This window comes from Microcoleus asticus IPMA8, from assembly GCF_013179805.1.
GTDB classification, from domain to species: Bacteria; Cyanobacteriota; Cyanobacteriia; order Cyanobacteriales; family Microcoleaceae; genus Microcoleus; species Microcoleus asticus.
Map to the genome: position 1 here is coordinate 1 of NZ_SRRZ01000007.1, position 21871 is coordinate 21871.

At 42.9% G+C, this 21871-nt stretch carries 5 protein-coding genes; all 5 read right to left on the reverse strand.

Annotation, left to right across the window (positions count from 1 at the left end; genetic code table 11):
- Positions 1-179: 179 nt before the first annotated feature.
- On the reverse strand, positions 180-5600 hold the full coding sequence (locus tag E5S67_RS02995) for a trifunctional serine/threonine-protein kinase/ATP-binding protein/sensor histidine kinase (RefSeq protein WP_216670163.1): 5421 nt from the start codon (positions 5598-5600) through the stop codon (positions 180-182).
- 59 nt (positions 5601-5659) lie between these two features.
- Positions 5660-6949 carry a hybrid sensor histidine kinase/response regulator gene (locus tag E5S67_RS03000; protein WP_172185447.1) on the reverse strand — a complete coding sequence of 430 codons (1290 nt, stop codon included), beginning with the start codon at positions 6947-6949 and terminating at the stop codon, positions 5660-5662.
- A 19-nt stretch (positions 6950-6968) separates the two neighbouring features.
- Positions 6969-9686, reverse strand: coding sequence for a hybrid sensor histidine kinase/response regulator (locus tag E5S67_RS03005; protein ID WP_172185347.1), 2718 nt, complete (start codon positions 9684-9686; stop codon positions 6969-6971).
- A 133-nt stretch (positions 9687-9819) separates the two neighbouring features.
- Positions 9820-16113 carry an ATP-binding sensor histidine kinase gene (locus E5S67_RS03010; RefSeq protein WP_172185349.1) on the reverse strand — a complete coding sequence of 2098 codons (6294 nt, stop codon included), beginning with the start codon at positions 16111-16113 and terminating at the stop codon, positions 9820-9822.
- 195 nt (positions 16114-16308) lie between these two features.
- A complete protein-coding gene (locus E5S67_RS03015) occupies positions 16309-21699 on the reverse strand; it encodes a trifunctional serine/threonine-protein kinase/ATP-binding protein/sensor histidine kinase (RefSeq protein WP_172185351.1) in 5391 nt (1796 codons plus the stop codon).
- Between the last annotated feature and the right edge of the window lie 172 nt (positions 21700-21871).

The following is a 21871-nucleotide window of genomic DNA, read 5'->3' on the forward strand; positions in this document are numbered from 1 at the left end:
GATATACCAAGGTGCGACTTCCTGAATAAACTGTGGAGATAATTTGATAGTTGGGAATTTGAACATTTGTAGGAGTGTCGCTATTTTTGTCGAATTTATTCATGGTTATTGTTGTTTGATAATTGATGGGTAAGTGGTTGTTAAATGAGTCTGAGGAATAGAGAATCTTAACTTTTTTGTTAGGTGTGAGTGGGTAAGGTGACGATCAATTCAGTTTCTGTTCCCATTATAGAGTTGACGTGAAGGGAACCGCTATGTTTTTCGACGACGATTTGACGAGCGATCGCCAATCCCAAACCCGTCCCTTTCCCGACTGCTTTTGTCGTAAATAAATGGTCAAATATTTTGGCTTTAACTTTTTCATTCATCCCCTGACCATTATCAGCAATACTAATTTTGACCTGGTTATCTACTAAGGAAGTTTGAATGGTAATGCGGTTGGGATTAGCCTTGATTTCGGCAAAGCTGCGATTTGTATTTGATTCTTCCACTGCATCTATCGCATTGGCTATAATGTTCATAAACACCTGGTTAAGCTGTCCGGGGAAGCATTCGAGATCGGGAATATTGCCGTAGTTTTTCACTACTTCAATGGCGGGTCGCAGATCGTTGGCTTTCAATCGATATTTGAGAATTAAGATTGTGCTGTCGAGTCCAGAGTGGATGTTGAAGGGCGCTTTGTAGTCTTTGTCAGCTCTAGAAAACGTGCGGAGTGAAGTGCTGATACCTTTGATGCGATCGCAGCCCAATTGCATCGAGTCAATCATTTTGGGCAAATCTTCGATGATATAGTCTAAATCAATATCTTCGGCATGGTCGGCAATGTTGGCAGCAGATGCTTGGGTGCGATACAAAGCTAGATGTTCTGTTAAGTCTTGAACTGTGCGTTTGGCTTCATTCAAATTGCCAGTTAGGAAGCCGACGGGGTTATTAATTTCATGAGCAACGCCAGCAACTAAGTTTCCCAATGCCGACATCTTTTCGCTTTGAATCATTTGCAATTGGGTTTGCTGCAAGTCATGTAAGGCTTGCTCTAGCTGTTGGGCATAGGTTTGCGATCGCTCATAAAGTCGGGCATTTTCTATAGAAATAGCCGCTTGAGCGCAGAGTAAATTGAGCAGTTCGATGCGATCGCTCGTGAACGCCCCCGTTACTAAATTATTTTCTAGATATAAAATGCCCCGCAACTTCCCTTGATGCAAAATCGGGCTGCACAAAATACTCTTCGGCTGCTGACGCATGATATACGGGTCATTTATTAAGGTCGGCTCGGCTGTCGCATCCAGCAGCACAACAGTCTGCAGATTGTGCTTGACTTTGTAAATTAGTCTGTGGGGAATTTCCTGACTCTCTTCAACCAGAAGGCGCTGCAAGACGACCGGCTCTGACCCCAGGGTAATTGACCCTTTAATTAGTAGGTGTTCGTCTCGCAAGAGCATGAACACGCATTTATCAGCCCCCGCATTTTCGATGACGATCGAAAGCAACGATGAAAGTAGTTTGGACAGTTCGATTTCACCTGAAATAGCATGAGAAGCTTTGAGGATGGCACAGAGGTCGAGGGAATTGGAGACAGTGGAGGAGGAAGTGGTGGAGGTGACGGTTCCTACAGCAAAGACGGTTTCGTTGACCGAGAGGGCAGAGTGAGCTTGCCCGAGGATAGGAGCCAGCAGTTGCGGGTAGCGACGTTCTAGGTCTGCAACTTTGGCTTTGGCTCCCCAGCGAGCATAGCCGTAGTAGGCTTCAATCAGGTATTCCTGAGCGATGCGCTGTTTGCCCCAGTCGAGGTAGAATTTGGCGGCGAGTTCATTGGCTAAGGCTTCGTCTTGGAGGTATGCGTTTTCTTTGGCGAGGGCGATCGCTAGGTCATAGAATTCTATGGCTGCTGTTTTTTGACTGAGAACGCGATTTTTTTCCGCTTCAACTAAATAAAATTTGTGCAGTTGATTCGCTGGTGCAGCATCAGCCCAGCGTTCGATCTTTTCCTGATTCGCAGTCACTCGTTGCAGAATGCTTTGTTGTTCTACCTGAGAAACTTGGGAATAGTTAGCCAGATGTGTCAGAGAATCATAAGTATGGAAGACAGGAATCAGGGACATCCCTGTAGCTCCACCTAAATAACTTTCAAGGGCGCTAGCAGCAGCGATCGCCTGTTCAATCTGACCAAATAGATAACATAGCACCAACTTGCTGACATAGAAATAGCAGGGAGCCGTTTGATTCCCCGATCGCGCAAACATCGGTAGATCTTCTGTTTCACTAAAACTATCCCCATTAAACTGCCACGCTTCTGTCGAATTCCCTAACAAATTCAAGATGGCTTGTTGAAAAATAGCTCCCTGCTTAGCCATTGTTTCTTGCTTAAGTTGAGCAAATTGAGCGCAGAAAGCAGCACCCTCTCGACTCAAATCGCTCAATTCCTTGCCAGCAAACCAAGCGTGCATCAAATACAGGACGGCACAAATTCCACCCCATTCTAAATCCCCAGTTTCTAATCCGATCTGATAGCCCTCTCGAAACAACGGTAAAGTGTTACCAAGAGGCTCTTCCCAATGGGAAATACAGCAGTTAACTTGTCCGTAGGTTTTGGCTTTTAGTTTTCTGGTATCGAGTTGTTCGAGCAACAAGAGTGCCAGTTGACCGAATTGATAGCCATACTCAATATCTCCCACTACCCCGCATAATATGACCCCAAAACCGCAATAGCCATTAGTAGAAAACGAACTATTGCCATATTGCAGCGATACATTCACTTGTTCGAGCAGAACCAACGGCAACAGTGTGGGAGCCGCTACATAAGCAGATGCCGTCACACCTGCGAGAATTTCCATAATGGCTAACTGAGTGCGATCGGTCATCTCCGGCAGCCCGATCAAATCCAGTGGCTGTCTGCCACCCACAAGGGAAAAAGTTTCTTGCAGTGCCTTTCCAATATCCTCTCCGTTAGGTTCCTCTGGAAAACTAACTCCCAACTGCTTGAGAATTTGCAAAGCAATTTGTATAGCCTTTGAAGGTTGAGCTTGTGCTTGAGCAGCTTGAATTTCAACTTGATAAACATTAACCCGATCTAATAGAGTTCTGGTGTGTTCCAAAACGATCGTTGTCAATTGGTTCATCTGCGGAAAATTGCCATTTAGATAAGCAGCTTCAGTGGCGGTTTCGTAAAGTGCTAAGGTCAGTTCATACTGCGTTGTCCATCGCTTTTCAGCCAGCAAGTCGATGCCTGTAATAGCATACTCAAATGCGGCTGTGTATGCTGTGGCAGCTCTGGCTTTCTGTCCTGCCTGGAGATTGAGTTGAGCGAGTTGCGTTTGCTCCGATGGCTCAATAATGAGGCTTTTCCCCATATTCAGTTGGTTGACTATTTCAAATAGTTTTTCCTCCTGTTCGGCGACTGAGGTATGACTGAGCAATAGCTGCCCAATTTTGAGGTGAGTCACCTGTTTTTGCTCGTCGGGAATTAAAGAATAGGCGGCTTGCTGGACGCGATCGTGCAAAAATCGATAGGTCGGATTAACTGTATCTTCTGCCTCAGACTGTCCCGAACCCTGAAAAAACTTGTAAATCTGACTCGTGGGTAAAATCAAGCCTTCCTGCAAGGCTTTCCACAATGCTGTTGCGGCATCGGTTGGCGATTTTTCTGAAACGATCGCCAATGTTTCGAGATCGAACTGTGCCCCTACACAAGCAGCTAGCTTCAGTATCTCTTGAGTGGCTTCTGGCAACTTTTGTAATTGCAGTGCCATGAACTCCACCACATTATCGGTGAGGGAGAGCGATCGCACTGCTACCATATCGCACTGCCAGTGTCCGACTTGCAGATTGTAGGCAATGTAGCCCTCCTGATGCAGGGTTTTGAGAAACTGCGTGGCAAAAAAAGGGTTGCCTTTGGTTTTTTGATAGATTAACTCTGTCAGCGGTTGCGCTAGAACTGTAGAACAACTGAGGGTGTCGGCAACCAAACGATTGATGTGAGATTGACTTAACGCGGTGAGGGTTAGGGTGCTGATGGTTGCTGAGTCTTTCTTCATCTCTTCCAATGTCAGCATTAGTGGATGAGCGGGGAAGACTTCATTATCTCGGTATGCCCCAATAGTCAGCAGATAGCCCACTTCGCTTTGACTCATCAGCACTTGCATCAAGCTCAATGAGGCTGAATCTGCCCACTGCAAGTCATCGAGGAACATCACTAAAGGATGTTCTGCTTTAGCGAATACGGCAATGAATTTCTGGAATAGCAAGTTGAAGCGGTTCTGGGCAGCAGTACCTGAGAGTTCTGGAGCAGCAGGTTGTTTGCCGATAATCTGTTCGAGTTCGGGAATGACTTGAATTAGGACTTGCCCGTTCTCACCCAAAGCTGAGAGGATTTTGTCTTTCCACTGCGCCACCTGAGTATCGCTTTCACTCAATAGTTGTTCCATCAAGTCCTGTAAGGTTTGCACAAAGGCACTCAACGGGATGTTGCGGTTGAACTGGTCGTATTTACCTTTGATGAAGTAGCCCCGTTGTCTGACAATTGGCTTGTGGACTTCATTCACCACTGCGGTTTTGCCAATTCCAGAAAAACCTGCCACTAGCATCATTTCTGTTGCGCCTAAGCTGACTCTTTCAAAGGCTTGGAGCAGGGTTGCTGCGTCGGTTTCTCGTCCGTAGAGTTTGTCGGGGATGAGGAAGCGATCGCACAGATCCCGTCGCCCAATCTCAAAGCCCTCAATCTTACCAGTTTCTTGAAGTTGATGTAAACAATTTTCTAAATCAGCTTTCAGTCCCAAGGCACTTTGATATCTATCTTCCGCATTTTTCGCTATTAACTTTATGACAATATCACAGAAAACTTGCGGGATATCTTTTCCATTTTTCTCCCTTAAGTCCGGTGGATTTTTGGCAATATGAGAATGTACTAACTCCATCGGTTCTTTTGATTCAAAAGGCAATTTTCCTGTCAGTAATTGGTAGAAAGTCACACCTAAAGAATAAAAATCAGTCCGGTAGTCAATCCCCCGATTCATTCGTCCTGTTTGTTCTGGAGAAATATAAGCAAGTGTTCCTTCTAATACATTGGGATTGATGAGGGCTTGGGTTTCTCGCGGTAACAAGGATGCAATACTAAAGTCAATTAATTTAATTTGTTTAGTTTCGGGATTAATTAAGATATTACTGGGTTTGATGTCTTTATGAATAATGCGATGACCGTACAATATATCTAAGGTATTGCAGAGGGCGATTGCAATTTCCAAAAACTCTCTCAAAGAGAGGAGTTTTTTCCTTTTCACCCCCCATTCGTGAAGAGAAATTCCCCCGAAATCTTCCATCACTAACGCATAGCCATTTTGATAGGGTGACAAGCTATAGGTTTGGACGATTAGCGGTGAGTTGAGATTTTTGGCAATAGTATATTGATTGCGAAACTGTACCAATTCGCTAAAGGTGGGATAGTCATTTTTCAGCAGTTTGATGACCACAGGTAATTGGTCATTGGTACGGATAGCCCGATATACCAAGGTTCGACTTCCTGAATAAACTGTGGAGATAATTTGATAGTTGGGAATTTGAATGATTGTGGGAGGATTACTGTTTTGGTCGGAGGGATTCATGTTCATTGTTGTTTGAGATTTTATGAGTTAGTAATTGATTGAATTAGTTGAAATGTCAGGGAAAATTAACTTTTGTGTTCGGCTTGAGTTGGTAAGGTAATGATAAACTCTGTTCCTTTTCCCAGTATAGAAGTACAGTTCAATTTTCCACCGTGAGTTTCTTCCACAATTTGACGCGCGATCGCTAATCCCAAACCCGTTCCTTGACCCACACTCTTAGTCGTAAATAAATTATCAAAAACTTTCTCCCGCACCGCTTCACTCATGCCAATACCATTGTCTTTAATCCGAATTACTACCTGTTGTCTATCGCCCGATAATTCTGTAGTGACGATAATTTGATTGGGATTGGCTTTGATCTCTGCATAAGTACGTCCAATATTTGATTCATTCACAGCATCGATTGCATTCCCCAAGATATTCATAAATACCTGATTTAATTGTCCGGCATAGCATTCAATTTTTGGTAAATCACCACAGTCATTAATAACTTGAATTTCTGGGCGGGAGTCATTGGCTTTGAGGCGATGCTTGAGGATCATAATTGTACTATCAATGCCTTCGTGAATATTACAGGCCACGGGGCGATCGCTATCCGCACGAGAAAATGTCCGCAAGCTGATGCTAATGTCTTTAATCCGGTTTACTCCTTCTTGCATCGAGCCAACTAACTTAGGTAAGTCTTCACGGATGTAGTCGAGGTCAATCGCTTCAATTTCCTCTTGAATTGCCACACTGAAATTAGCAGATTCTTGCTGAACTAAATCCAGCAATCCAAACAAATCTTTGATGTAGTCTAAAGCGGGCTGAATATTGCCAGAAATAAAGCCAACTGGGTTATTAATTTCGTGGGCAACACCAGCCACCAAATTGCCCAGAGCTGACAATTTTTCGCGTTGAATGATTTGGAGCTGAGCTGCTTGTAATTCAGCAGTTTTTTGCGCCACTTGCTGTTCTAAATTTTGAGTCAATAGACGTAACTGTAAATGAGTTTTCACCCGGGCTAACACTTCTTGTTCTTGAAAGGGCTTGGTAACGTAGTCTACTGCACCAAGTTTAAGCCCTTTAACTTTGTTGTCTACATCAGCCAGAGCAGTCATAAATATAATCGGAATATCACAAGTTTTGACATTAGCTTTAAGGCGTTTGCAGGTTTCAAATCCATCAATTCCCGGCATCATCACATCCAGTAAAATCAGATCGGGAGGTCGTCGCTCAACTTGTTGCAGGGCGCGTTCGCCGCTGGTAGCGATCGCCACCTTATACCCCGCATTACTCAACGCTTCCGAGATGACATCCAAATTGGTGGGAATATCATCAACAATTAAAATTAAGCCAGTTAAACCTGTGGTCATAGTCATAGCCATCCAACTTTTAAATATTATTAGTGAGATGTTGTTGAATTAATTCCTCGATTTTCTCAGTTTGGAATTGCTTAGCTAATTGTATTACTTGCTGAATAAAGGGCTGATAGCACTCATCCTTTTGCCCAATTTGAGCGGCGGTTTCTGCCAATTCTCTGACAAAGCCATCCTGTGCCAGTTCTAGTAAAATTTGCAAGTCCGCCGCCGATGGGGGAATTAGTTCTTTGGTAGATACTTCATTATTGCTTGTTGTTAACTCAGTTACATCATATTTCCAGATGAGTTGTAAATGTTGGGCAAGCAAAGTCAACAACTTCTCTGCATCAACGGGTTTGGCCAGAAAGTCCTCTCCACCCATCTCTAAGCTTTTCTGCTGGTCTATTTCTGCCACCGATGCCGAAGATACTATCACCCGTAAATGATTGAGAACCTCCGATTTTCGTAACTGTTTGAGCATTTCAAAGCCATCCATTACTGGCATCGCTAAGTCAGTTATAACTAAATCTGGCAGTTTTTCTATAGCTTTTTCTAAGCCTTTTTGACCATTCTCTGCTTCAGTAAATGTGAACCCTAGAGGCTCTAGCAGGTTCGCCAATACTGACCGATTTTCCCAACGGTCATCCACGATCAATATGTGGCGTGGTGGCCCTTCATAGCCGATAATTGTGCGCCCGTCTCTGACTGAACTTTTTTGTGCCCAGTCGGTGGCGATCGGCAGTGCTACTTCAAAGTAGAAGTTACTGCCAATTCCCAGATGGCTTTCAACTTGAATTTTTCCGCCCATCAATTCCACAATTCTTTGACTGATGACTAAACCTAAGCCTGTGCCTTCCGCCTGGCGTTTGCGATCGCCTACTTGTTCAAATGCTTGGAATAGTTTATGTACTTGGTCAGATGCGATGCCAACTCCTGTATCTATAACTTGAAATTTAAGTTGAGGCAAGGGAATATTGGCATTTGGCTCTAACACTTCTACTTTAAGGGTGACGCTACCTTTATCGGTGAATTTAATCGCATTTCCTAAGAGATTGAGTAGCACTTGGCGGAGTCGTTTTTCGTCAGTTACAATTCCTGTGGGTAAGTTTGTATCTGGTTGATAAATGAACTCGATACCTTTTTGGTCTGAACGCACTCGACAGATTTCTACTACTCCTTGCAGGAAAAATGGCAAGTGAATGGCTTTGGAGGTAAGTTCTAGTTTGCGGGCTTCGATTTTGGAAAGGTCTAAAATATCGTTGATTAATGTTAGTAGATGAGAGCCGCATTGGTGGATGATTTTTACACCATGACGTTCTTTTTCGGGTATAGTTTTGGTACGTTCGAGAATTTGGGCATAGCCGAGAATCCCGTTGAGAGGTGTGCGAAGTTCGTGGCTCATGTTGGCGAGGAAATCGCTCTTGGCTTGGTTGGCATTATCGGCAGCTTCTTTGGCAATAGTGAGTTCGGCGGTGCGTTCTTCTACACGAGTTTCTAGTTCTGTAAAGGAAGTTCGTAATTGTCCTGCCATTTGGTTAAAGGAACCAGCCAGGGCTTCTAATTCATCAATGCCTTTAACTGCCACTGTTTGGTCAAGAGCGCCAGATGCGATTGCCTCACTTGCCTTTTGTAATTTCAGAATCGGACTGGTAATCCAGCCAGAAGTATAGATGCCTAGAATAGTTGCCAAACCTAACGCACCCAAACAGAGCATAATAGTGGTGCGGGTGTTGGCATCAATTTGTGCCATAAAGTCTGATTCAGGTACGACAACCACGCTCAACCAGTCGATTCCTCGTCCATCTCGAATGGCTGAAACTTGTACAAACTGTCGCCGATTTGCCAGCATAAAATCAAGCTGTTGACTCTGTGTAATGGCGTTAAAGTTACCAAATCGATCGAGGATTGCTTGCGCGGTGGCACTAATTACAGAACTTTCAGAGTTGACGGCGGGAATTTGTTGCAAATCCTTTTTTTTAGGATCAATAATGTAAGGATTTTCGATTGTTGAACTGGCAATCAAGTTGCCCGAGCGATCGATGATAAACGTTTGTCCTGTTTGACCCACCTTTAGCTGACTGAGAAAGGTATGAATCTTGCTAATCCGAAAGTTACTGTTTTGAATTCCCAACAATACTCGATTCTTGTCGTAGATTGGCTGAGATAGAGAAATTGTCACCAATTTAAGCGAGTAACTTAAGTAGGGCTGAGATGTCCAGATTGGTTTTCTAGCTTTCTGTGCAGTTTTATACCAGGGTCGAGTTCGGGGGTCAAAATTTGCTTGAGTTTCTATCAGGGCGCTCCGTTGACCTCGATCGTCCAGCCTGTAGATTTCGCGCTGCGGAAAAATCTCTTTGCTCCCGACACGAGAATTGATGCCCTCATCGGGTGTATAGTCAACGGTGATACCCGTACCGTCAGCCACGCCAATTTGCATATATTCGATCGTACCTTGGCTAACTAACCGCCAGAAAGTCCCTTCTAGTTTGGTGACATCTGTTAAATCTAACTGCCCCTCTTGAGCAGCCGCGACGAGCGCTTGTCCAGCAATATAAGGTCTTTCCAAATAGTTCAGGACTTGCTGGTTAATGCGATCGCCGATCTCTTCACGCAACTGACTAGAAACATCATTGACGGCTATCTGTCCATTTCGCAGGGACAGATAGCCAGTCAGTCCGACGGCAGCAAAGACTTGCAATACAAACGGAACTACGAGCACAAGTCTTAAAGGTATGGTTTTATTTGGATTCATATTAGACCTAGATAATGGTTCACTTGGAGATTTACCGAAATAAGGTGAGCAAGCCTGATGTTTTGCAATAATGATCGTTAATTTGGTAGTGTTTCAAATGTGTTGATATAATCTTCAACGCTATTCTATTCCCTTAGATGACAGGGATAGTGATCGAAAACACAGTCCCCTCGCTAGGGACAGAATCAACTTTAATTTGTCCGTGATGTTTTTCTACTACAATTTGACGCGCGATCGCTAATCCCAATCCTGTTCCTTTTCCTACACTTTTGGTAGTAAATAAATTATCAAAAACTTTCTCACGCACCGCTTCACTCATGCCAATACCATTGTCTTTAATCCGAATTACTACCTTTTGTCTATCGTCCGATAATTCTGTAGTGACGATAATTTGATTGGGATTGGCTTTAATCTCTGCATAAGTACGTCCAATATTTAATTCATTCAAAGCATCGATTGCATTCCCCAAAATATTCATAAATACCTGATTTAATTGTCCGGCATAGCATTCGATCTTTGGGATATTGCCATAGTCCTTAATGACTTGGATTTCGGGGCGGGAGTCATTGGCTTTCAGACGATGTTTAAGGATCATAATTGTGCTATCAATGCCATCGTGAATATTACAGGCCACGGGGCGATCGCTATCCGCACGCGAGAATGTCCGCAGACTAATACTAATGTCTTGAATTCGCTTCACGCCTTCTTGCATCGAACCTATTAACTTGGGTAAGTCTTCCCGGATGTAGTCAAGCTCAATGGTTTCGATTTCTTCTTCAATCTCTGGCTCTAGTTGGGGATATTTTTGTTGCACTAGATCGATCAACCCAAACAAATCGTTAATGTAATCTAAGGCTGGGGTAATATTGCCAGTCAGGAAGCCGACAGGGTTGTTGATTTCGTGAGCGACACCAGCGACTAAGTTACCCAAAGCTGACATTTTTTCACCTTGGATAAGTTGGATTTGAGCTTGTTGAAGTTCTCGTAAAGTCTTTTCTAAAGCTTCTGACTTTTGTTGACGTTCATTTTCGGCGCGTTTGCGATCGCTAATATCCAGCACATTACCAAGAATTACTGCTTTGCTATCGAGGATGATGCGGTTGAGGGTGACATCAACCTCAAAGACTGTATTAGAATCAATTTTTCTGACATTCCACTCAAATTGAATCGTTTCCCCAGCTAATACCCTTCTCCACCAGTCTTCTACCAGATGGAACGGATTATCCGGTGTAGAGTAGTCATCCAAGATCGAGCATTGCAGTGCTTGCTCTCGCTCCACACCAAACATTTCTAGCACTCGGTTATTAACATCCAGCACATTGCCATGCAGATCGTGAATTATGATGGCACTACTGACGTTGTTGAAGATAGTGCGGAGGTTCTGCTCGGAAATTTGCAGGGCAGTTTCCGTAGCTTTGTATTCAGCTTCGCTGCGTTTACGATCGCTCACATCAAAGACAACACCATCCCATACAGTTGACTCATCGGCTCGTCGTTCTGGTTGAGATATTGCTTGCACCCATTTTATCGTGCCGGACGAGGTGACACTGCGCCATTCATGATTAAATGGGGTCAGGGTTTGGGCAGATTTGGTAATTGCTTGTTCAAGATCAGCAAGATCGCCGGCATAAACTGCATCAAAGACATTAATGATTCCTGCCATCACCATTTCTGGCTCAGCTTCATACAGATCGATGCAACCAGAACTTGCGTAGGGCATTGACTTAGCACCATCAGCAGCCAACTGGAATTGAAAGACCATCCCTGGAATATTGTCAGCCATTTTATGGAAGCGCGCTTCGCTGGCACGGAGTTCTGTCAAAGCTTGTTGTGACTGTTGATAGAGGCGGGCATTTTCAAGGGAAATTGCTGCTTGGGAGCAGAGCAGATTGAGCAGTTCGACGCGATCGCTTGTAAAGGCTCCTATTGTCAGATTATTTTCCAAATATAAAATCCCAATCAACTTACCTTGATTGAGAATTGGACTGCAAAGCACACTTTTAGGTTGGTGTTTTTCAATGTAACTATCTCCAGAAAACTCAGTATATAACCTAGCATCTACCAGTACCAGAGGCTTCAAACTCCGCTTAACAGTATTCACCAAAGCGATCGCCACATTCTGACTTGATTCTAGTGGCATGGGCGGTAATAGCTGCGGTTCTTGTCCCTCTTCCACAAAGGCTGCTACCTGTAACTCAATATCTTGTTTTAGCAGTAAGACACACTTACTTGCCCCAGCATTTGTCATCACTATTTGTAACAGAGCAGTCAAGAGTTGATCGAGTTCAATTTCCCCTGAAATCGCTTGAGATACCTTGAGCAGAGTTGCCAAATCTAGAACTTCCGAGGCTGTGCTAGAAGAGCGGTTATAAGCCATCGTTTCCAGGGTAAGAGTTTCCTTGAAAGAGGTAGACGATTGGGGTGGCTGAAGGACAGGATCGAGGAGTTGAGGATAACGTTGTTCTAAATCTGCAACTTTGGCTTGGGCTCCCCATCGGGCATAACAGTAATAGGCCTCAATCATGTAGGCTTGAGCGACTTTTTCTTTGTTCCATTCCCAGTAAAATTTAGCTGCTAGTTCGTTGGCGAGAGCTTCTTCTTGTATCAAGGCGTTTTGACTGGCGGCTGCTATCGCGCGATCGTACAGTTCAATTGCCGATAGTTTATCTCCAGAAATACGCGCCATTTCTGCTGAAACTAGCTCGGAGGCAGCGCTAAAATTCTCCGAACAGTTTTGCGCCCAAACAGCTAATTGCTGTTTATACTCTATCAATTTTTGCCACAGATCGGATTGTTTTGCCTGTGGTATTCGATCGTAACGTTGGCATAACAATAGAGCATAGATAAAGCGATGTCTGGCATAGGGAAGTAAGCCTTGGGGAGCAACATTAACAATCTCAGCTTCAGCTTTCTCGGCAGATTCTAAAGCTGACTCTGGGCAATCGCAGAGGTAGAGTATTTGGCTTTTAAGAATAGTATAAATACAGATAACTTGCCAGTTTTTATGTTTTCGGCAGCGTTCTAGATACTCATTTTCTATAGTTTCCGACCAAGTTTGTGTTCCTCTCAACTTGGCTGCAAGCATTTGACCACCAGTTAGTAAATCGATAGACCATTGATTTTTTTGCTGTTGCGCAAAAGCCAGCGATTGATTAATTTCTGCCTCTAATTCCTTCAGTTCTAGTCCCTGGTAAAAACGACAGTACATATTGTGTCCAAAAGCATAAGCAGCATATTGTAAATTGCTTGATTCCCAACCAATTTGATAGGAGTTTTGGTAATCTTGGCTGGCTACCTTAAGAGGGTGAGACCAATGACGGAGAGAACTACCAATCATTAAATAGGCTACACTTTCAGCCGAACTATTATTAAAATTGGGCATTAATTGCAGCGTTAAATCGATTAACTCACTTGTATTTTGATAGTTATTTAAAGCATAACCACGTAAGCCACCGTAGGCTGGGTAAATATAGCCTATTTCAGGCGTATTACCATACTGCAAACACAAATTAACAGCCTTGGCACAAATGACTGACCACAGACGCTGATGCGATCGATAGGTGGGCGGGCCCATAGCAATAGCTAACTTTGTAGCCATTTTTTTCTCAGGATCGGTCATCATGGGTAAATCACTGAGAGAAGCAATCCCTCGGCTTTCTAAGATGGCTTGAGCAGTCGCAATTTCGCGATCGCGTACCACCTCAAAATCCTCATCGGTAATATCAATACCAAACAAGGATAAAGCTTTAATCCCCGCAGCAATAGCTTCTGGATACTCAGCTCGTAGGGTATATTGAATAATTGCTAAGTTGTAAATTTCTGCCTTTTCTATGGCAGTTTTTGCCCGTTTGAGAGTGCGATCGATCCAGATTTGTGATGCTTCAATATTGCCATTCAAATATTCAACTTCAACCCGTTCTTTGTGGAGCGCAAAGCATAATTCATATTGAATATCCCAGCAGTCTTTTCTCAATAATTCCATGCCAGTAGTTATATACTCACAGGCAACAGTATATGCCGTAGAAGTTTTAGATTTTCGTCCTGCCAATAAGTTTAATTGGCTCAATCTTTCCTTTTCTTCTGGATCGTTTAATAAGTAGCGACCGCGATTTAGTTGATTGGCTATATCGAATAAGATTTCCTCACGCTCTGCCAAAACAGTATTTCTTAAAAGTAGTTGACCGATCTGTAGATGTGTTGCTTGCTTGCGCTCGTTCGGAATCAGAGAATAGGCAGCTTGCTGGACGCGATCGTGCAAAAACCGATAAGTTGGATTAGCCGCGGCACTAGAAACCGACTCATTATCAGATTGAGTAAAGAACTTATAAGCTTCCGTAGTCGGAATAATCAAACCTTCTTGCAAAGATTTCCATAAAGCACTAGCAGCAACTTCCGCCGACTTTTCACTGACGATTGCCAAAGTAGCTAAATCAAACTGCGACCCAATACAAGCGGCTAATTTAAGCATTTCCTGAGTAGGAAACGGCATTTTCTGCAATTGCAGTGCCATAAACTCTACCACATCATCAGTAATTGCCAAGGCTTTCACTTGAGCAATATCGCACTGCCACCCCCCTTGTACCCCCGTCTGTCCCGCCTTGGTAAGGGGGGATGAAAGGGGGGTGGAGGACACAGGGGGGTCAAAAGTAATCAGCCCATCGTCATGTAAAGCCTTCAGGAATTGCGTAGCAAAAAAGGGATTACCTTGAGTTTTTTGATACACCAGTTTTTTCAGAGGTTTGGCAATCTCTGATCCGCAACTAAGAGTATCTGAAATCAATTGATTAATGTCATCTTTTTGCAACGGAGCCAAAGTAATTGTATTCACCGTTGCCCCGGATTTAATAATCTCATCCACCGTCAAAATAAATGGATGAGTAGGAGACACTTCATTATCTCGATAAGCACCTAACACCAATAAATGTCCCGTATCTTCCATCAACAGTTGCAACAATTTCAAGGATGCCGAATCTGCCCACTGTAAATCATCTAAAAACATTACTAAAGGATGTTCGGCTTGCGTAAATACTTGCACAAATTTTTGTATCAGCAGATTAAAGCGATTTTGGGCGGCACTTCCCGATAGTTCAGGTGTTCTTTGCTGTTTACCAATGATGCGTTCTAGCTCAGGAATTACATCAATCAAGACTTGTCCGTTGTCGCCAACTGCTGTCAAAAGTTTGCTTTTCCATATTTGTAACTGAGCATCTGATTCTGATATTAATTGCCCCATTAAATCCCTGAAGGCTAGCACAAATGCGCTGAATGGAATATTGCGCTGGAACTGGTCATATTTGCCTTTAATAAAATAGCCCCGTTGTCTGACAATTGGCTTGTGAACTTCATTCACGACTGCGGTTTTGCCAATTCCAGAAAAACCTGCTACTAGCATCATTTCTACCCCCCTTAGTCCCCCCTTACCAAGGGGGGATTTAGGGGGGTTAGCTACTCTTTCAAAAGCAGCTAATAGACGATCGACTTCTTTTTCTCTACCGTACAGTTTTTCTGGTATCAGAAATCGGTCTGTAATATCTTCCTGTCCTAAATCAAAAACCTCAATCTTACCAGTTTTTTCTAATTGAGCTAAACAAATTTCTAAATCATGTTTTAATCCTAATGCACTTTGATAGCGGTTTTCAGCATTTTTTGCCATCAATTTACTGACAATATGCGATAAAACTATGGGGATTTTTGGATGGATTTGATGTATCGGTATTGACTGTTTGGCGAGATGACAATGCACCAGTTCCATCGAGTCATCAGAGATAAATGGTAAATGTCCTGTCAATAATTCATAAAAAGTGACACCGAGGGCATAAAAGTCGCTACGATAGTCAATACCGCGATTCATTCGTCCGGTTTGTTCGGGAGAGAGATAGGCTAATGTCCCTTCAAGGATGTGGGGATTCTGAATTTCTTGAGTTTCTCGTGGTAGCAGAGATGCAATACTGAAATCAATTAGTTTTATTTGTTTGGTGTCGGGATTAATCAGAATATTAGCGGGTTTAATATCTTTGTGAATGACTCGGTTCTGGTAGAGATAGTGGAGAATGTCTGTTAGTTGCAGTGCCAGATTGAGAAATTCTGTTAAAGATAAAGATTTAGCAGGTTGGTTTTTATCAGTTGCTATATGGAGGTAATTAGATAGGGAAATCCCTCCAAAGTCCTCCATCACTAAGGCATAGCTATTTTGGTAAACTTCTAGAGTCAGAGGTTTAACAATACTGGGGAAGTTAAGATTTTTAGCAATGGTGTACTGATTGCGAAACCCGACGAGTTCGTTGAAATTAGGGTATTCGTTTCGTAGTAGTTTGATGATGACAGGAGTGCGATCGCTATCTCGAATACCCCGATAAACGAGGGTGCGAGAGCCTGCATAGATTTGTTCTGTGAGCCGATACCCAGCTAGGGGAATGATGACATTCATTTTTTAGTCCTCAAAAAAATTGATAAGCTATAACTCTAGGGTATAGTTTACCAACCAGATCGGAAAACGTCCCCAATTAATACTAATGTTTTTAACTTTATTGGCTAATGGTCTATATTGTTTTAATATCAACCTTTCCCAGCACGATATCTGCGGACGAACCACAGGAGGATGTCATTCATTGCTGCATCACAACTATCTTGATTCTATTGTCTTGACGGGAATTGTAATCAAAAACTCTGCACCTTGACCTAACGCTGAATTTACTTCTAAAATACCAGAGTGTTTCTCAACAACAATCTGCCGTGCGATCGCCAATCCTAATCCCGTTCCTTTCCCAACCGCTTTTGTTGTAAATAACTCATCAAAAATATTCTCTCGCACTGCCTCACTCATTCCCACACCGTTATCTTTAATGCGAATAATCGCTTGGTTTTTGTTTTCATCAATTTCGGTTTTAATAGTAATTTGATTGGCGATTCCTGCATAAGATCTTCCTTGATTTGATTCATCTAAAGCATCGATCGCATTAGCTAATAAATTCATAAATACTTGATTCAACTGTCCGGCATAACACTCCACTTGTGGTAAGTTACCGTATTCCCTAATCACTTTGATTTCTGGACGAGTTTCGTTAGCCTTGAGGCGATGTTTCAGGATCATAATGGTGCTATCGATGCCATCGTGAATATTGCAAGCTACGGGATAGTTAGTATCGGCACGGGAGAATGTCCGTAGACTCGTACTAATATTCCGAATCCGCTTCACGCCTTCCCGCATCGAACCTACTAATTTCGGTAAATCTTCCCGGATGTAGTCCAGATCGATGTCCTCGATTTCCTCTTGAATCTCTGGATCGAGTTGGGGATATTTTTGTTGATACAAATCGAGCAATCCAAACAAATCTTTGATATGCTCTAAGGCTGGTTGAATATTACCAACCAGAAAACCAACTGGATTATTAATTTCGTGGGCGACACCCGCTATTAAATTCCCCAATGCCGACATTTTTTCGCTTTGAACTATTTTTATTTGAGCTTGTTTGAGATCTGTAAATGCTTGTTGAGATTCTTGATACAAACGGGCATTTTCTAAGGAAATGGCGGCTTGAGAGCAGAGCAAATTCAGAACCTCAACCCGATCGCTCGTGAATGCTCCAACCGTCACGTTATTTTCCAGATATAAAATTCCAATTAACTTACCTTGGCTAAGAATTGGACTACAAAGAATACTTTTAGGCTGGTGCTGCTGAATATAGGGATCGCCTGCAAACTGAGGATTTACCCTAGCATCAGCCAGTACCAGAGGTGCCAAACTCCGCTTGACAGTATTCACCAAACTAATTGCTACATCCAAACTTAATTCTAGAGGTATGGATGGTAATAGCTGCGCTTCCTGTTCCTCTTCTACAAGGGCTGTTACCTGTAAATTACTACCTTGTTTGAGTAGCAAGACACACTTACTTGCTCCAGCATTGGCGATCGCTATTTTTAGGAGAGTAGCTAAGAGTTTATCGAGTTCAATCTCCCCAGAAAGGGTTTGAGAAGCTTTGAGTAGACTAGCCAAATCTAGAACTTCAGAAACGCTACTAGAAGAGCGCGTAGAAGCAATAGTTTCCTGGTGGCTGATAGTTCCCTGGAAGGAGGTGGAGGGATGAGATTGCTGAAGGATAGGAGCGATGAGTTGGCTATAACATTTTTCCATATCTTCTACTTTAGCCTTAGCTCCCCAACGACTGTAGGCATAGTAAGCCTCGATCGCATAAAGTTGGGCAATTTTTTCTTTACCCCATTCTAGGTAAAATTTCGCGGCCAGTTCATTAGCTAGTGCTTCTTCGTTGAGGAATTGATGCTCTTTAGCAAGGGAGATGGCGCGATCGTAGAATTCTAATGCCTCTGATTTCTGCCCTAAAACTCGGTAGCGCTCGGCTTCAACTAAATAAAATTTGTGCAGGTAATTTTCGGGAGCATGATCGGCCCACTTTTTCATCTTTTCCTGGTTTTTAGCTACCCGTTCAAGAATGTGTTGCTGTTGTGCCTCGGAAACCTGAGAATAGATTGCCAGATGCGCTAAAGAATCATAGGTGTAGCAGATTGGAACTATGAATAAACCTGTAGCGCCACCTATATATTTTTCGGCTGCGATCGCCGCTTCCACCGCCAACTCAAACTTGCCAAACAGATAACACAGACTCAGTTCGCTGGTATAGAAATAGTAAAGCACAGTCCGATCGCCCGATCGCTCGAGGGCTGGCACAATTTCCTCGCGATCGAAGGCATCTCCACTAAGCTGCCAAGGTTCAGCAGCATCGCCAATCAGATTTAAAATTGCTTGCTGAAACACAGTTAGATGGCTAGTCAGTCCTTCTTGCTTGAGGTGGGCGATCTGAGTTCGGAAGGCAGCACTCTCTCGACTGAGATCGCTTAGTTCTCTGCCCATAAACCAACAGTATGAGATGTAAATAAATCCGCAAATGATAGCTGCTTCTAAATCTCCTGTTTCCAGTCCCACTTGGTAGCCTTCCCGGAGAAAAGGTAAGCTGTTCTTGAGCGGTTCTTTCCAATGCCACACGCTACAGTAAATTCCGACATAGACTCTGGCTTTCATTTCTTTGGCATTAAAATGTTCGAGCAATAAAAGTGCTAGTTTTGCACACTGATAGCCAAATTCAATTTCTCCCGCTATCCCACAAAGTATCAGTCCATAGTAAGCATACCCATTTGCAGAGAATGAGGCATTGCCATATTGAACAGACAAATTTACCTGTTCGAGGACAATAAACGGTAAGAGCGCTGGAGTTGCAACAAAAGCAGAAGAAGAGACAGATTTAAGAATCCGTAAAGCTGCTAACTTGTTAGGATCAGTCATCTGAGGCAGAGTTATTAAGTCCAGGGGTTGTCTTCCAGCCAGGATAGATTTAGTCGCCTCGAATGCCTTTGCAATATCTAATTGACTCGGTTGCTCTGGAAGACTGGTTCCTAGACGCTCCACACTCTTTAAGGCAATCTGCACTGCCTCTAGAAATTGATGTTGAGCTTGGGCAGCTTGAATTTGAACTTCATAGACCTTAATCGTATCCAACAGGTTTTTAGAGTGTTCTGTAATGATTGCTGCCAATTGTTTCATCTGCTCGAATTTGCCGCTCAGATAAGCAGTTTCAGTGGCAGCTTCGTATAGGGCTAAGGTTAGCTCGTACTGGGTTTGCCACCCCTCCTTACCTAACAAGGCGATGCCCGTAGTACAATACTCAAATGCGGCTGTATAGGCAGTTGCAGCTCTGGCTTTTTGTCCGGCTTTCAGGTTGAGTTTTGCAAGTTCTATTTGCCCAGCTTGATAGAGGATCAGGGATTTGCCGATATTAAGTTGGTTAACAATCTCAAACAGTTTTTCTTCTTTTTCAGTAGCAGATGTATGGGTCAGTAAAAGTTGCCCTATTTTTAGGTGAGCGATCTTTTTTTGCTCGTCTGGAATCAGGGAATAAGCGGCTTGTTGGACGCGATCGTGTAGGAATTTATAAGTTTGGTTTGCAGCCGACTGGGTGGCAGTTAGGGAATCTGTTTGAATGAAGAATTTATAAATTTCGGTTGTGGGAAGAATGAAACCTTCTTGTAAAGCTATCCACAAAAATGCTGCTGTTTCTTCCGACGATTTTTCACCGACAATCGCCAGCGTATTCAGATCAAACTGTGCCCCAATACAAGCAGCTAACTTGAGAACTTCCTGAGTTTGTGTCGGTAGCTTCTGCAATTGCACTGCCATAAATTCGACAACATCATCGGTGATAGCTAAAGCTCTAACTTGAGCAATATCGCATTGCCAATGCCGGATATCCCAATCAAAAGTAATCAGCTTATCGTCATGCAATCCTTTAAGAAACTGTGTTGCAAAGAAAGGATTACCTTTGGTTTTTTGAGCAACTAATTTTGTTAAAGGTTCCGCAATATATAACTCGCAATTAAGTGTATCTGCTACCAACCGATTCAGCTCTGGTTCGCTTAACTGTGGCAAAGTAATTGTATTTACCGTTGCCCCTGTTTTGACAATTTCATCCACTGTGAATATCAATGGATGCACAAGAGAAACTTCATTATCCCGATAAGCACCTAATACCAATAAATATCCCGTATCTTCCATCAATAATTGTAGCAACTTCAGGGATGCGGAGTCTGCCCATTGCAAGTCATCTAAAAACATCACTAAAGGATGTTCTTTACTTGTAAAAACTTGCACAAATTTTTGCATCAGCATATTAAAGCGATTTTGGGCGGCACTTCCTGATAGTTCAGCTGCTGGTGGCTGTTTACCGATGATGTTTTCCAATTCAGGAATTACGTCAATCAAAACTTGTCCGTTATCTCCCACTGCTGCTAAAATCTGGGTTTTCCATGTTTGCAGTTGGGTATCCAATTCGGAGATCAATTGCCCCATTAAGTCGCGGAAGGCTTGCACAAAGGCACTAAAGGGAATGTTGCGTTGAAATTGATCGTATTTGCCTTTGATAAAATAACCGCGCTGACGGACAATGGGTTTATGAACTTCATTGACAACGGCGGTTTTACCGATTCCCGAAAAACCTGCCACTAGCATCATTTCCGTTGTTCCCAGGCTGACTCGTTCAAAGGCAGCTAATAATTCAGTAACTTCTTTTTCTCTACCGTAGAGTTTTTCGGGGATAGTAAAGCGATCGCTGATATCTCCGTCTCCCAGTTCAAAAGATTCAATCTGACCAGTTTCTTGAAGTTGAGTTAAACATTTCTCTAAATCATATTTCAGTCCTAATGCACTTTGATAGCGGTTTTCGGCATTTTTTGCCATCAACTTACTGATAATTTCAGATAAAACCAGGGGAATTTCTGGATGAAGATGATGGATGGGTATCGCGTGTTTAGCGAGATGACAATGCACTAATTCCATCGCATCTTCTGAGACAAATGGTAACGAGCCTGTCAACAATTCATAAAAGGTCACACCCAGGGAATAAAAGTCACTACGATAGTCAATGCCTCGATTCATCCGTCCGGTTTGTTCGGGAGAAAGATAGGCTAATGTTCCTTCTAAGATATTGGGATTTTTTATTTCTTGAGTTTCTCGTGGTAGGAGGGATGCGATACTAAAGTCAATTAGTTTAATTTGTTTGGTTTCGGGATTAATTAAAATATTGGCGGGTTTGATATCTTTGTGAATGACTCGGTTTTGGTAGAGATGGTGGAGAATGTTTGTGAGTTGCAGAGCCAGATTGAGAAATTCTGTTAAAGATAAAGATTTAGCAGGGTTTTGAGCGTTAGCAACCCTGAGATAAGTAGATAGAGATACTCCTCCAAAATCCTCCATGACTAAGGCATAGCTATTTTGGTATACTTCTAGAGTCAAGGGGTGAATAATGCTAGGAAAATTAAGATTTTTAGCAATGGTGTACTGATTGCGAAACCCGACAAGTTCGTTGAAATTGGGGTATTCGTTTCGTAGTAGTTTGATGACAACAGGAGTGCGATCGCTATCTCGAACACCCCGATAAACGAGGGTGCGAGAGCCTGCATAGATTTGTTCTGCGAGCCGATACCCAGCTAGGGGAATGATGACATCCATTTTTCAGTCCTCAAAAAAATTGCTCGACTATAACTCTAAGGTATAGTTTATCAACCATATCGGGAAACATCCCCAATTGATACTAATGTTTTTAACTTTATTGGCTAATGGTCTATATTGTTTTAATATCAACCTTTCCCAGCACGATATCTGCGGACGAACCACAGGAGGA

Excerpts from the sequence above, each read along its gene's own strand:
- E5S67_RS03015 (WP_172185351.1), bottom strand. The coding sequence starts at position 21,699 with ATGGATGTCATCATTCCCCTAGCTGGGTATCGGCTCGCAGAACAAATC.
- E5S67_RS03010 (WP_172185349.1), bottom strand. The coding sequence starts at position 16,113 with ATGAATGTCATCATTCCCCTAGCTGGGTATCGGCTCACAGAACAAATC.
- E5S67_RS03005 (WP_172185347.1), bottom strand. The coding sequence starts at position 9,686 with ATGAATCCAAATAAAACCATACCTTTAAGACTTGTGCTCGTAGTTCCG.
- E5S67_RS02995 (WP_216670163.1), bottom strand. The coding sequence starts at position 5,600 with ATGAACATGAATCCCTCCGACCAAAACAGTAATCCTCCCACAATCATT.
- E5S67_RS03000 (WP_172185447.1), bottom strand. The coding sequence starts at position 6,949 with ATGACCACAGGTTTAACTGGCTTAATTTTAATTGTTGATGATATTCCC.